Source organism: Natronincola peptidivorans (genome assembly GCF_900111615.1).
Lineage (GTDB): Bacteria > Bacillota > Clostridia > Peptostreptococcales > Natronincolaceae > Natronincola_A > Natronincola_A peptidivorans.
Genome location: NZ_FOHU01000036.1, coordinates 1 through 14,636, shown reverse-complemented (window position 1 = coordinate 14,636; position 14,636 = coordinate 1). Strand labels below are relative to the sequence as shown.

Here is a 14,636-nt window from a genome sequence, read left to right as displayed (position 1 = left end):
TAGATTCCCAATGTTGATTGAAAATATTAGCTAATCTAGTATGAAAAAATTTAAAATGTTTATGGAATAATAACCCATTATTACGCGGTCTGACGTTTCGTTTGTCCTCTTCCCCTTATTAAGATATTTTTGAAGAAGTGATTAAAATAAAAGCTTTATCAGGAATACCAATAGAGAAATACAACAGAATTATACAAGCCATCTCTAATCTGTACAAAAGTAAGAATAGGATATGTAGCCAGCGCACTAGCAGTAGGTAAAATTGTCATTAGATAGGTTAAAAAATGAAACAGGAAAAGACTTTGTTATTTAGGGGAGGACAAGCGAAACGTCAGACAGCGTTAAAAATCCAATAATTGGATTTTTAACGCTGTCTGACGTCCCATTGGCTTATTCTATGTCAGCTGTGTTTGGCAGATGCCATTAAACCACCATGCTTAGGGTCATGGTGATTTAATTATAGTATTTGCTTTTTTATTCCCCATAATATTATTTGAATATGTTCAATGGCAGTTTCCTTTAAGTTAAAGTCAGGATGGCGAATGCACCATTCATAGGTAAAACCCCTTAATGCAAAAAGAAAATGTTTAGCAATATTTTCTGCAGATAAATCAGCCCTAAATTCTCCCTGTTTCACTCCTTTGGAAACAATACTGTGAATAGTCATATACAATTCACGGTTATAACTCAGTAGAGCGTTGGCTTTTTCAGTATTTGCAATTAATATCTCATAAACAGTCCTCATATTGTCATATCCAATGTCATTGGTAATAACATCCGCAGTTTTCCCTGCTAAAGCGATAAGGATATCAGAAGCCTTTGTATCGTCAGGAAATGATTCTACATAGGCTTTATAGTCCAAATCCACTTTATTAACATATTCAGCAATAAAAGCAGCAATCACAGCGTTTTTCGACTCGAAATGGACATAAAAAGACCCCTTTGCAACACCAGCCTTTTCTACTATAGAATCAATACTTACACCATCAAACCCCTTCTCTTTAAACAAACTGTAAGCACTTTCGCATATTTTCCCTTTCGTTTCTAGGGCTTTAATATTTTTCATATTTTGTTTTTTTTCCATAAAACTCCTTCTTTCTTATTGACAATAGAATATTATAGAGTTAAAATCAAATAAAATGACTAAAGTCATTATAAATGACCGATTATATTATATCATAAAAACAAACTTTAATTAAGAGTATAACAGTTTATAATTTATGCATTATGTTGATTACTTATAATCAAAAGGTTAATGCGAAGCTCTATAAAGTGAAAGGAGGAGAATAGTGAAGAAATGGTCAAAATTTTTTTATGCTAGTCTTTGTTTTTTGCTGAGTTCATTCATATTCTATGGAATAGAAGCATTTGCTATTGAGAATATACAGAGCGAGGCGCTAACTCAAATAATTTATAGTGAAAACGGCAGAATAGAAAATAATGGGATTTATCAGCTAGATGTTGATTTTTATGGCATAATATCAATAGCCAATTCTGTTAATGAGGTTAAAGTTATAGGAAATGGTCTAGATCATCAACACAATAATACTGCAATATTCTTTGAAGACAACCGTTCTGAAGCAGTGACTCTTACAATAGAAGATCTTTACATAACTGCTCCAACCGAAACCCATGGCATCGATTTTGGCAATACAGGCAGTGATGAAAATGAACCTAGCAAATTGTTTATCAGTGGAAGGTCTAAGGTGGAGGGGCAGCATACAGGGATACATGTGCCCCAAGGAGTACACCTAATCATTGATACGGTAGAAGGTGATGCCCCTGGAGAAATTGATATTGAAAGCTTTGGCCTAGGGGCCGGCATCGGTGGTGGATATCACAAGTCTGCTGGTATGGTAACCATTGAAGGCGGAACAATCAAAGCAATAGGAAAATCCGGGATAGGTGGGGGAGGAGGCTCTTTCTGGTATTTAATAGAATCAGGGATTGCTCCAACTCCGGCTTACAGTGCTCATGGAGGCAACCTAATCATATCAGGTGGAACAGTTACAGCTATAGGTAGTAGCGGAGCGGGTATAGGTGGCGGATGGAATGGAAATGGGGGTACTGTGACCATTACAGGCGGCACGGTTACAGCAATAGGTGGAACTCATGGGGCCGGCATCGGTGGTGGTGTGAACGGCGAAGGCTGCTTGCTGGTCATAACAGATGCCACAGTGATGGCAGAAGGTGTTACTGGTATTGGTGGAGGCTTATGGGATAGCATGGAAAGAAATCATGCTACACTACCCCATGGCGGAACAATAGAGATTAGTGGCGGTACGGTAACGGCAACAGGTCTTTTAGGGGCTGGTATAGGGACTGTTGACACGGGGTCTGGTGGCATCGTTAATATTACTGGTAGTACGGTGACAGCAATAGGTGGGACCAATATAACTACCGACAGTCCTTATGCTATTTATGTCCGACCACCAGGAATAGGAACGAGTGACCCCGTCAGGCCTTTAGGATCTGTTAGTATTATAAATAGTAACGTTACAGCCGAAGGTGCTATTAATGGTCCGGCATCCGTGATAATACATGTATAATCAATAGTGATATTACAGTTAAAGGGGGCGAACTTAGCGGTATAGCCATTGGTGGCAATTTTTCTAATAATTCTTCTACTATTAGTACGATTAATATAACCGATAGTAATATAAATGCTATTGGTGACATTGAAGGGAACATAACGATAGATAACAGCGATGTTAATCCAACAGCCTATAATGTTGGCTTTTATGGCTATATGGGATCACTTAATATAATGAATTGTCAATCATTCAATGCTACAGTAATTGGCTCTGATACAACCATATTAAACAGTACTGTAGAGGAAATAACATACTTTGACACATCAAGGAGAAGCATAGCGTTTTTAAATAGTGAATTCACTTCCCAAGTACCAATCACAGGCAACATCATTACCGTCGTAGATAGTAATATTGTAGCCAATCAAGGGATAAGGGGGAACCTATATGTTAGAAGGAGTACGGTAATAGCAAAGGGAAACGAGGAAGGATATGATAACATTGCTATTAGTTACGAGGATATAATTATAGAAAGTGGCACAGTGGATGTAACTGGGGGTATGCTGGGCAATGTAATCATAAAAGGTGCCACAGTAACAGCCACTGCTGGCAAGTATAGTGCTGGCATAGGCGGCAGGGTAACGCTTGGTGTATAGGTGATTACAAAGGGAAGTAAATCTGAAAGGAAGACACAGTAAAATTGAATTAACGAACACTGGGCTGAACATGATTCATGAGTGGTTGTAAAAGGATTGGCAAAAGGATATACGGACGGCACATTTCGACTGAACGACCAGATGGAAACAGAATCGTTTAATAGGAAAATTGCCCAGGATATTTTGAGATTGATTGGAGGTTGATTAACCAGTGACCAAAAAACGTATACTGCCCTTTATTCTTGTAGCTTTATTTCTTTTCTCAACTGTTCCCGTGTCTGCATTTGGTACGGACGACACCGGAACCCGCTTTATTATCGGAAATCCTGAATATCAAATGGACGGAACATGGGAAAAGATGGATGTTGAGTCGTACATAGAGAACGGCAGAACGATGATTCCCGTTGCTCATGTGGCAAGGGCGTTAGGAGCAACTGTATCATGGGACGCTGAAACGCAAATGGTGACAATCACACAAGGCGATGTTGAGGTTACATTAGTGATTGGAAATCCCGTTATTTTACGAAACGGCGAAGAATTTGCTGTCATGGATACCATACCCGTGATTAAAAGAATCGGGAATGGGTTAGGCAGAACCATGCTTCCAGTTTCTTGGGTTGCAAAAGCACTGTCGGTTGAATACGTGTGGGACCCTGTTTTGAAGCAGGTAACGTTCCTTGACGGTGCAGTTGAACATGAAAAAGAGGAAGAACCGCCCGCAATTGAAAAACCTGCACCCTCCCGACCTACTGGTGGAGGTGGCGGTGGCAGAGAAGCACCCGCAGTGACAAAATACACGCTTACAGCTACAACAGAAGGAAAAGGGACAGTAACAGGTACAGGACGGTTCGCTAAAAACGAAACCTTTACCTTGACCGCTGTACCTGCCAAGGGGTACGAACTGTTGCAGTGGGAAACATGGCTTGGGGATTTCTATGAAGAGACGTTGTCATTACAGATGCCACAAAACAACGTAATAGTTAACGCAGTCTTCCAATTAAAACTCCCAAGACTAATGGGTAATATCTATATCTTGGGTCCGGATTTGTTGTACGAGACATTAGAGGCAAGTGTTGGCTTAACAACAGACCCCTATACGGAAGAGTTAGGTACAATCACTTACGAGTGGCTACGGGACGGTACCGTTGTTCAAAGTTCAACTGACAACACGTACACGCTTACATTAGCGGACGTAGGCTCCAGAATAACCTGTTCGGCAATCGCAGACAATGTTCATGTACGTGGCAGGATTACAAGTGCTGAAACTGGCGTTATAGCTAAAGCGATCCCTGTTGACTCACCCGACTGGGCAGAACTTCAAAGTCGCACATCAACATCAATTTCTGTGGTTACAGAACCCGGCGTAGAATATGCGATGACAGATGCAGGTATCGGTTGGACAAGCACAGGCGTCTTTACAGGACTGACGCCTAATACAGCGTACAGGGTTTATTCAAGGTATGCAGAAACGGAAACACACCAACCTTCGAACCAGAGTTTCACAACTTTTGAAACCTTGCCACTTGAGATTGCATCGATTGGCAGTGTTCCTCCATTATCTGTCCTAAACGGCACATCACACAAGCAGTTAGGCGATTTATTAACAGAGAGCGTTACGATTACGGACTCTGCAGGGGTTGACCACATCGTTGACATTGACTGGAGCTTAGTTGATTACGATCCAGAACTGGCAGGCGATTACATCCTAATAGGCACGTTCTACTTGCCAAGTGGTGTTGTGCAGACAACTCCCGAAACACCATTAGAAGTGCAAACAGTGGTTACGGTAGGCAACCCGTACCTGACTGATGGACCTTCCATAATAGGCTTTTCGGTAGATTACGGAACGCCCGAAGTGGAAGTGTTGGCACTACTTCCCCCAACGGGTGTTGTTCTGAACAACCGCGGAACTGCGTTTGATGTAGATTTATCGTGGAGCATTGCAGGGTATGACCCAGACATTTTAGGCGATTACACTGCCATAGCAACATACGAACTACCGCCAAACAACGAAGGTTTTCAAGATGGGGCTCCGCTAACAGTTACAACAACCATCACCGTAGAACCCCTGATGGGAAGAATGTCTGTTTATGTAACCTCATCCGAGGGTGAGGGTGTAGGCGGAGCAGCTTTTATCGATTCAGAGGGAACAACATCCGTTGAGCACACTATGGACACGATGGTTTCCGTAAACGCTGTTCCCGACGATGGATTCAGGTTTGTTCACTGGCTCACATACAATTTGGCAGGTGACTTAGTCCATGCAAGCTATTCTGATATGTTTTCCGCTACGATCCCTCGGGGAGGTGAACGGATATACATCGCTGAATTCGAGCGTATCCCTCTGCACACGGTAACCGTTACCCCTGCATTTGACGGTGAACCCAACCTTGGGGGATTTGCCTATATTAACAACTATGTATCTACAACCTCCGTAACCGTACTGCAAGGCACGGAAATTACGGTGCATGCTGAACCTGACATGGGGAACGAATTTGCTGAATGGTATGTGGTCGATGGTGAGGGTATATTGCGGGTAAGCGAGAATGCAGTTTACACATTTACCGTCGACAGAGACCTTGACCTGATTGCAGGGTTTACCGAAGGGGCAATTCATTATACACTCAGTCTCTTGTTCGCCGAGGATGAGACGACAGGGAGCATTACGTTTATTTATTATTTAGAAGCAAACGAAAAAGTGAGTTTGCGGGAAGCTATAGACTCTCATAACCTTGACATGGATAACTCAACGGTGACTTTGATGTTCAGCGGTTCGCCAAACATCGAGAGGAGCTTAAGCGAACTATCTTTTGATTTTGATGAAAAACCAATTACATTTGAATATGTTTCTTTCGAGCATGTGGTGTTCGACTTTGGTGATTTCTATACGCATCCAACAGCTGCACGGCTTCATTTCAGAAGCACAGAACCCGATGGTTGGGAGTTGACATCATATGAGACACCTATTGGGTATCCCATATCCGATGCGTTCACTGTGTTGATTGACACTTATTACGCTAGGGCGAGGGCTGAAGCTGCCTACGATTTTGATTCTGAGTATCTTGATTTAAAACACGGTGATAACCTTGCGGATGTATTAAGACACGAATTCAACATACCGAATTATGTAGACATTGCGTTTGTAACTGGCGACTACCAAATAATAGAAGCTATTGATAGCAATACCGTTGTCACGAATACGGGTACGGAACCGATTGAAGGATCAGCTGTGATAGATTTCAAGGTAGGCGTCGTATCTGAGATTTGCATAATTTACGTACGTATCATGCCCGAACCTGTCGAATAGCAGTGGATGACTTTGTCGATTTAGGGGATTCCACATCCAATCCATTTCGATCGACTTGGCCACAATACTAATTTAAACCTGAGGTGTCTTAATTAAATCGTACAATCTTCTGTTCTGAAATATTCTTTCTTTGCCTATCTTTTCAGATACAAGAAATCCGTGCTGCTCAAGCGAATCCAGATAACCGGCAGCAGTTTTTCTTGTAGCAGCACCGACACCAGCACCAGCCACAGAGACGGAAGTAGTGGTAATAGTAAATGGAGAAGAACAGACTGCTGGAAAAGAAACTGTAATAGAACAAGGTGGAGAAAAAATCGTAGAACTGCGGGTAGATAGCAACGTATTAAGCCAAAAGATAGACAAAGTAATAAACATAAATCAATCTGAAGACAGACAAGGTCAAAACCTGATAGAAATACCAGTAGCAGCCCAAGGGGTCAACCAAATTCGCAGTATATTGACCGGGGATATCGTCAAAAAGATGGAAGACAATCAGTTTACTCTAGTCATAAATACCGAAAAAGTAAATTACGTCATCCCAGCTAAAGAAATAGCTATCGAAAAAGTGGCAGCTATATTAAATGTAGCCCTCACATCCCTGCAGCAAATAGAAATAGAACTACGCATAACCTATATCGACGAAATAAAAGTCAATGAAATAACTCAACGAGGAAGAGACCAGGGAATCGAAGTAATAGTGCAACCAGTACCACAGGAGAGGTGCAGGAGACAACAGTAAGTCAATTTAGCAGCTACGTATCCAGAGTAATGGAAATACCACAAGGAGTTGACCCAAGCAAAATAACAACAGGAATAATATACAATGCAGATGGGACCTTTACCCATATACCAACAACAGTATACATGGAAAATGAGAAGTGGTATGCAAAGCTAAACTCATTAACAAACTCAAGTTACTCAGTAATATGGAATCCAATAACAGTAGCATCAGTAGAAAATCACTGGTCAAAAAAAGCAGTAAACGACATGGCATCAAGATTAATAATAAAGAATCCAAAAACCTTCAATCCCCAAGGGTATATAACAAGGGGAGAATTTGCAGAGTATATAACAAAGGCCCTTGGAATATATAGAACTGGAGTAGTAAAAGTTGGGAATTTCGCAGATGTAGAAGTAACTAATGAATTAGCAGATGCTATTGAAGCAGCAACAGAGTATGGCATCATAAAGGGATATCCAGATGGAACCTTTAGACCAGACGCAAAGATAAGTAGAGAAGAAGCCATGGTAATGTACGCAATGGCGATGGATATAGTAGGATTAAAAGAAATAGATAATAGAAGAATAGAAAACTACAAAGACAAAGAAGAGATAGCAGATTGGGCCTATGAGTTTGTCAAAAAGACTGTTAGTACTGGAATTTTTAATGGTCGAACTGCTGAAACTATTAATCCCAAAGACACCTTCACCTATGCTGAGGCAGCAACTGCTATACGAAATCTATTAGTTAGAGCAGGTTTAATCAACGATTAACGGGTTGTAAAAAGTTATACCTTTTGTTGTTTAAGGGGTATAACTTTTTAAGCAAAAATTATAATTCCATATATCAATATAACTACACTATCAAAACTCATTTCGAAACCAGTTCATCCATAAGAAAGAAAAATACGTCTATAGGCTAAAGCTGTATCTAGCCTATAGACGTATTCATATATCCACTATTTTTCTATTCACCAATGATTAATTGACTTTCTTCGTTAAAGAAGGTTTTATACCCCAGCTGTACAAATAATATGACAGTCAGAGCAACACTGCCGAGAATCCCCAGCATGATGGCTATTTGGTATTCGATAGCAGTAACGGGGGATACACCAGATAATATTTGCCCTGTCATCATCCCTGGTAAAAATACGATACCCATTCCCACCATAGAGTTGATGGATGGCAGGATGGCAGCATCAAAAGCATTATCTACAATTTGCTTTGCGGCCATTTTAGGCTTTGCACCCAGCATCAATGCTGACTCGATAAGATGCCTTTCGGAATACATTCCATCCACAAGCCTGGTTACCCCAAGGGAAATCCCCGTCATGGAATTACCAATCAGCATTCCTGCAATGGGAATAAAATATCTGGGATCATACCAAGGGGAAATATTAATCACTACAAGCAAGAAATAGATAAGACTTGATATGGTTCCAAAAAACATGGATAGAGCAATAATCTTCTTTAAAGGTTTAGAAAGCTTTGTTTTTGCCCTTTTGTAAATATTATGAATAGCAAATACCTCCATCACGATGATTACCATAATAGTATTCAAAGGGTGAATATTATTAAATAAATAAACAAGGATATAGCCTGTCAAAACAAGCTGTACTGTCATTCTTATAGAAGAAATAAGTATTTCTTTTTCTCTAGAGATTCCCCTAGCCCTGACAATAAACAATAGTATAACAACAAAAATATAAGCAGCTGCCATTTGCCATAATTGCAGTTCTATTACACCATCCATGGCCTATACCTCCTCCTCATGGACTACCATACCTTCTTTTATCTCAATAATTTCATCAGAAAATTGCTTTGCTATCTTTTTAGAATGCGTCACCATAATAAGAGTCTTATTGTTTTCCTTCGTATAATTTACCAGTGCTTCAATAATCATGTCCTCTGTTTCTTCATCCAGGGCAGAGGAAGGTTCGTCAAGCAATAGCACCTCTGGTTTCATAAGAATGACTCTACCAAGGGCTACCCTTTGCTTTTCCCCGCCAGATAGCTTTTCAGCATCTTGATCCAATTCTTTGTTCAGCTTGACTAATTTCAATACTTCATACAGCTGATGATCAGAGACAGGTGGTTTCTCAGAAAACTTCAGTCCTATTAGTAGATTATCCTTGATACTGCCGCTGAAAATAGCAGGGGCTTGTGGAAGCATCACCACTTCTCGTCTTAATCCTACAGGATCAATGGTACCTAAAGACTGGTTATTATAAAAGATTTCTCCACCATCACAGCTGATTAATTTATTCAAAAGTCGTAATAGGGTTGTTTTTCCACTGCCGCTTTGACCTACTAAGGAAGTCACCTTATGCTTTTTTATAGTAAGATTTCCGATGTTTAAGATATCTTTATACTGCACTTCCTTAAATGAAAACATAAAAAATCCCTCCCTTCCATTTTAGTCTTTGATTTCTTTAAACAGTTCATAGGCCTTCCTGCGGGCTTCCTCCAAGACTTGGTTCCCTAGGGTGGTTATCTGATAGTATTTTCTGATCTTACCCCCTATAGTCTTTTTCTCTTTTTCTATAAGTCCTTTAGATTCCATACTGTGCAGTATTGGATATAGGGTGCCGGGACTCATATCATACCCATGCTCCTTTAATTCTTCTATCATCCATGCACCATAGAAGGGCTCCTTCTTTGCATGATGGAGGATATGGATTTGTATAAAACCTAAGAAGAATTTCCTTAAAATTTGCTCTTGCATTGGCTTCACCTCTATTATATAATTTCATTATAGGATACCGATATCAAAAACCGATATTGAATATGGATATAATTATACCATGCAATGCAGCTTTTTACAAGACTGCTTTACATGAAAATGTTAATAGTTTTAAAATAGCCATTTAAAGGGTGATTATGTAATGGAAAACAAAGAAAATTTCAAGCATCAGAGAAGGATACAGTGGCGAGGATTTTTAAAGGATGTGTTTATTTGTTCCTTGGGGGCTTATGGAGGTCCTGAAGCTCATTATGGTGTTTTTACAGATCAAATGGTTACAAAGAAAAACTATTTAACTGAAGAAGAGTTGGTGGAGCTTATCGCTTTAACCGGAATTTTGCCTGGCCCAAGCAGCACCCAAACCATCGTAGCTATTGGGCATAAAATCGGAGGACCTGTGCTGGCCTTGCTAACGATGCTGGTATGGGCCATGCCTGTACTGACAGTCATGACGCTGCTATCATTTTTGAGTGGATTTTTAGACAGCATGAAGATTTCTCAGGAGGGCCTTCGTTATATTGGTCCAATGGCAGTAGGCTTCATCATAGTTGCTGCATACCGTATAGGGAGGAAGGTAGTCAAGGATAGGATTACCCTAGGTTTATTACTCTTTGGAGCCATAACCACCTACTCTATAAGGGAGGCTTGGATCTTTCCATTGGTGCTGATTACTGGCGGAGTGGTAAGTATTGTTACTTCAGGGGAGAAGGATTTATGGAATTCTGTAAAAATCAAACCTCCCTGGAGATATTTGATTGCCTTTGGCATGATTGCAATAGGAAGTATACTTCTTACATTCTTATGGAATCATAGAATTTTTCATTTGTTTGAGAGCTTTTATCGCTATGGTTATTTGGTTATAGGGGGCGGGCAGGTAGTAGTGCCTCTGATGTATAGTGAGCTAGTAGAAGTGAAGCAGTATATGACAAATCAAGAATTTTTGACTGGATTTGGACTTGTACAGGGACTGCCGGGGCCAATGTTTAGCTTTAGTGCCTATGCAGGTGGAATGGCAGCAAGTGGGGGAAGTGCCTTGACTCAAGTGTTAGGTGCTATTGCAGGGGGAATTGCAATATTTTTACCTGGACTGCTTTTAATCTACTTCATTTATCCAATATGGGAAAGCTTAAAGGGGATTAAAGGAATAAAGGTTTCCTTGAAGGGTATCACTGCTGTTGCAGGTGGCTTAATTACCATAGCTGCAGTAATTTTGATGCAAAATAGTGGATTTGTTATAGATAATATCATCCTTACGTTTATTACAGTAGCCCTATTATTGACAAAAAAAGTCCCTGCACCACTTATTGTAGTATTGGCTATAGCTGCAGGATTTGTTATCTAAAGAAGCTAATGCAAAGACATAGGGACGTCAGTCCTTTTCATGTCTTGATGCACATTATATGATTGTCACCTTTTCCTTTGTTGGACATAATATAGTATCGAAAAAAGGGGGGGGTGAAAATCAATGGCTGAAATCGTAAATGCTAAAGGAGGATATACCTTAGACTTTATTATGGTACCAAGTGAGCATATAGGGAAATTCAACGATTTTATGGCACAATACGGTGACAGATCAGACTACGAAATTTTTCAAGAAATAGCAGAAACAAAAAGTCAGCTCTCACAGGATTTATTGAACCAGCATATCAAAAATCTAGATGCATTGTCTCAGATGAATGGCTTTGTTACTAATACAAACAAACAAAGAATCGCAGCAGTAAAAGAAGTATTAAGTGAAGGTACAGGTTCATCTACTGATTCTATTGTGGATAGTCAGTTTTTCTTTGGGGGCACCAGTCTATTACTATGGTTTCTCATCTTAGCAGCTATATGGCGTAGACCCTTTGGTGGATATGGTGGGGGGTTCTTTGGCAGACCAGGTTTTGGTAGACCATTTTACTAGGATGATATTAGGATTATAGTGACGAAAAGTCGCCTGTAAATAAGCAGGGGACTTTTTTCTAACCTCTTTTATTTTTCAAGGGTTATACTAAGCCCTTCGGCTATTCTATTGAGATTGAAAATTATAATTTTGTTAAAAAAATAATAAAATTATGAAGGATTTTTAGCATTGAAGTAGAATACTATATTTAACATAGTAAATTATCTTTTACCTATAGTAAAAAAGGAGGATATGAAATGAAAAACAAAAAACTAGTTATGATTCCTGGACCTACTCCAGTTGCAAGGTCTATCCAAGATCAAATGGGTAGAGAAACAGTAGCCTTTGGTGACCCTAACTTTATAAAGGATTTTAAAGAATTAATTAGCGACCTAAAAACAATGTGGAGAACTGCTGGTGAGGTATTTGTTGTTGCAGGGACTGGCACTATGGCAATGGAGATGGCGATTGCCAATACCTTAAAGAAGGGAGACAATGTTTTAATTGTATCCCATGGATTTTTTGGAGATCGTTTTATAGACCTGTGTGAAAGAAAAGGAATAAATGTAGATGTTATAGCCAGTGAATGGGGAACCATTGTTCCTGTAGAGGAAATTGAAAGCAAGCTAAAAGAAAAGACATACCAAGCCCTAACAGTAACCCATGTAGATACATCAACAGGTGTTTGTGCTCCTGTAGAAGAGATTGGCAAAATGGCAAGTAAATTTGAAGACACTTTATTTATCGTAGACGGAGTATGTGCTACCGCAGGAGAAGTAGAATATGTAGACGATATGGGGATAGATGTATTACTTACAGGAACCCAAAAAGCCTTTGGTGTTGCACCGGGCTTAGGCATCCTCTGGGCAGGACCTAAAGCAATGGAAAGAAGAAAAAGCCTAGGAACAATTCCAGAGTTTTACGTGGACTTTGATAAATGGCTTCCTATCATGCATGACCCTGCAAAATACTTTGCTACACCAGCAGTAAATCTAGTATGGGCTTTAAAAGAATCTGTAGCCATCATTAAAGAAGAAGGTTTAGAAAATAGATATGCAAGACATCAAAAGGTAGCCAAAGCAATGCAAACAGCACTAGAAGCATTAGGATTTAAGATTCTTGCAGAGAAGGAGCATAGGGCGGCAACCCTTTCTAATGTCATTTACCCAGAGGGTATTGATGATGCAGAATTTAGAAAGACGCTTTATGAAGAAGGTATGGTAGTAGCTGGAGGACTAGGAGCCTATGCAGGCAAGATGTTTAGATTAGGACATATGGGCAATATCGATATGCATGATTTAGTATCTGTAATTGCCACCATAGAAAGAGCATTATATAAAGCTGGGCACAATGTGGAGCTAGGAAAAGGTGTAGGTATATTGATGCAGGAGCTATTAAAGTAACCAATCCATCGATAGAAGCATTAAATGTGTAATCTAAAGGATCATTCGTCCTATACTTATCAAAAACTATTGGTAGGCAGGGGGTAAAAGATGACAAGTGTTAATGCAGAGAATAAGAAAACCATAGGATCTGTCATAAAGGCAATAGAGATTATGGATTTATTAACTGCCTCTGAGGATGAGTTAGGGGCTACAGAAATAAGTCATAGGTTAAATCTAAATGTTAGTGGTACCTATCACATACTGAATACTTTAAAAGCCTGCAATATCATAGAACAAAATTATAAAACAAAAAAATATAGATTAGGGTTAAAGCTATGGAAGATTGGCAAAAAAGCCAGAGAACAAAACCAATTGGCTTTATTTATGAAGCCCTATTTAAAGGAATTAAGAAATCTAACCAATGAAACAGCAAATTTAACTATATTGGATCATGGAGAGATTGTTTATATTGCTCAGGAGGAAAGTGATAGATTAGTGAAAATGTTTACCAAGATCGGAGCAAAGGCACCCCTTTTCTGCAGTGGAGCAGGAAAGGTTTTACTGGCTTTTCAACCAAAGGAGAAGCAAAGAAATCTAATAGATGGAATCGTTTTTCATAAGTTTACTGATAAAACTATTGCCAATGCTGCAGCACTTCAACAGGAGCTTGAGAAAATTCAACAAAAGGGATATGCCTATGATGATGAAGAAAGGGAGTATGGTGTTAGCTGTATAGCTGCCCCCATTTTTGATTTTGACAATGAGGTCATAGCAGCTATGAGTATTTCAGGACCCACCTCAAGATTTCACAGGGAAAATACACGGAAATGGACAGAAGAGATTTTACAGTTAACTGCAAGGATTTCTTCGGAACTAGGCTATAAAGGAGAACTTAACAGAATATATCGTAAGAAAGATAGTTGAAATGGGCGAAAGATAATTAGTCGATAGCAATAATAATAATTAAAAAGAGCTTGAGGAAAAGATGGTTTAACCTTTCCCTCAAGCTTTTTGATGTAAGGAGAAAACCCTTGAAAAGCCAATAAAATGAAATAAGGCAAAGACTACGGTATTAAGGAGAGGACAAATGGAGCGTCAGACCGCGTAATAATGGGTTATTATTCCATAAACATTTTAAATTTTTTCATACTAGATTAGCTAATATTTTCAATCAACATTGGGAATCTATAAAATTGGAGGCTACTAGAGGCTGTTTTACCCGTTAGTCTCCTTATTATTTCCTTTACTCCTAGTATATTTATTGCGCGTTTTATATTATAGGCTAAAAAAGCAAAAGAAATCTCCGCTTTTACTGACTGCATACCTTTTGTCAGAAAATACGTCATACCTAACCCCCTCTTTATCGTTCCAAAGGGATGTTCTACGATCATTTGCCTTTGTTTATAAAGAGC

General features: G+C 39.4%; 15 protein-coding genes. 9 read left to right on the top strand and 6 right to left on the bottom strand.

The window, feature by feature from the left end; genetic code table 11:
• Window positions 1-457 precede the first annotated feature (457 nt).
• Complete coding sequence (locus BMX10_RS17255; RefSeq protein ID WP_090446976.1) at window positions 458-1,084, bottom strand: TetR/AcrR family transcriptional regulator; 627 nt, start codon at window positions 1,082-1,084, stop codon at window positions 458-460.
• A 205-nt stretch (window positions 1,085-1,289) separates the two neighbouring features.
• Between BMX10_RS17255 and BMX10_RS17250 the strand changes: the two genes are divergently transcribed.
• From BMX10_RS17250 to BMX10_RS17240, 3 genes are all read left to right on the top strand, one after another.
• Window positions 1,290-2,549, top strand: a complete 1,260-nt coding sequence (locus tag BMX10_RS17250; protein ID WP_090446974.1) for a hypothetical protein — start codon at window positions 1,290-1,292, stop codon at window positions 2,547-2,549.
• A gap of 218 nt (window positions 2,550-2,767) precedes the next feature.
• Entirely contained in the window at window positions 2,768-3,187 is a 420-nt protein-coding gene (locus tag BMX10_RS17245) for a hypothetical protein (RefSeq protein WP_090446972.1), read from the top strand.
• Window positions 3,188-3,398: 211 nt separating this feature from the next.
• Window positions 3,399-6,494, top strand: a complete 3,096-nt coding sequence (locus BMX10_RS17240; RefSeq protein WP_090446970.1) for an InlB B-repeat-containing protein — start codon at window positions 3,399-3,401, stop codon at window positions 6,492-6,494.
• A 72-nt stretch (window positions 6,495-6,566) separates the two neighbouring features.
• On the opposite strand, the gene BMX10_RS18635 is transcribed toward BMX10_RS17240, so the two are convergent.
• The gene (locus tag BMX10_RS18635; RefSeq protein ID WP_408633612.1) at window positions 6,567-6,725 is read right to left on the bottom strand and encodes a hypothetical protein; all 159 of its coding nucleotides are present in this window, start codon (window positions 6,723-6,725) and stop codon (window positions 6,567-6,569) included.
• 13 nt (window positions 6,726-6,738) lie between these two features.
• Here BMX10_RS18635 and BMX10_RS17235 point away from each other — a divergent pair, with 13 nt between their 5' ends.
• Window positions 6,739-7,233 carry a hypothetical protein gene (locus BMX10_RS17235; RefSeq protein ID WP_090446968.1) on the top strand — a complete coding sequence of 165 codons (495 nt, stop codon included), beginning with the start codon at window positions 6,739-6,741 and terminating at the stop codon, window positions 7,231-7,233.
• Window positions 7,215-7,988, top strand: a complete 774-nt coding sequence (locus BMX10_RS17230) for an S-layer homology domain-containing protein (protein WP_090446966.1) — start codon at window positions 7,215-7,217, stop codon at window positions 7,986-7,988. The genes BMX10_RS17235 and BMX10_RS17230 overlap by 19 nt, the downstream gene beginning before the upstream one ends.
• Window positions 7,989-8,181: 193 nt before the next feature.
• Here the strand turns inward: BMX10_RS17230 and BMX10_RS17225 are convergent, their stop codons facing one another.
• Genes BMX10_RS17225 through BMX10_RS17215 form a run of 3 tightly spaced genes read right to left on the bottom strand, consistent with a single transcriptional unit; the run spans window position 8,182 to window position 9,939 of the window.
• Window positions 8,182-8,967: an ABC transporter permease gene (locus BMX10_RS17225; protein WP_090446963.1), complete on the bottom strand. Its 786-nt coding sequence runs from the start codon at window positions 8,965-8,967 to the stop codon at window positions 8,182-8,184.
• A gap of 3 nt (window positions 8,968-8,970) precedes the next feature.
• Entirely contained in the window at window positions 8,971-9,609 is a 639-nt protein-coding gene (locus BMX10_RS17220; protein ID WP_090446961.1) for an ABC transporter ATP-binding protein, read from the bottom strand.
• Between the two features lie 21 nt (window positions 9,610-9,630).
• Entirely contained in the window at window positions 9,631-9,939 is a 309-nt protein-coding gene (locus tag BMX10_RS17215; protein ID WP_090446959.1) for a PadR family transcriptional regulator, read from the bottom strand.
• 160 nt (window positions 9,940-10,099) lie between these two features.
• Between BMX10_RS17215 and chrA the strand changes: the two genes are divergently transcribed.
• The 4 genes from chrA (at window position 10,100) to BMX10_RS17195 (ending at window position 14,148) form a co-directional block, all read left to right on the top strand.
• On the top strand, window positions 10,100-11,299 hold the full coding sequence (gene chrA, locus BMX10_RS17210; RefSeq protein ID WP_090446957.1) for a chromate efflux transporter: 1,200 nt from the start codon (window positions 10,100-10,102) through the stop codon (window positions 11,297-11,299).
• Window positions 11,300-11,422: 123 nt separating this feature from the next.
• A complete protein-coding gene (locus BMX10_RS17205) occupies window positions 11,423-11,860 on the top strand; it encodes a hypothetical protein (RefSeq protein WP_090446955.1) in 438 nt (145 codons plus the stop codon).
• Window positions 11,861-12,096: 236 nt separating this feature from the next.
• A complete protein-coding gene (locus BMX10_RS17200; RefSeq protein WP_090446953.1) occupies window positions 12,097-13,242 on the top strand; it encodes a pyridoxal-phosphate-dependent aminotransferase family protein in 1,146 nt (381 codons plus the stop codon).
• Between the two features lie 90 nt (window positions 13,243-13,332).
• On the top strand, window positions 13,333-14,148 hold the full coding sequence (locus BMX10_RS17195; protein WP_090446952.1) for an IclR family transcriptional regulator: 816 nt from the start codon (window positions 13,333-13,335) through the stop codon (window positions 14,146-14,148).
• A gap of 230 nt (window positions 14,149-14,378) precedes the next feature.
• On the opposite strand, the gene BMX10_RS17190 is transcribed toward BMX10_RS17195, so the two are convergent.
• On the bottom strand, window positions 14,379-14,636 hold a 258-nt coding region (locus tag BMX10_RS17190; protein WP_170834882.1), incomplete at its 5' end, for a transposase.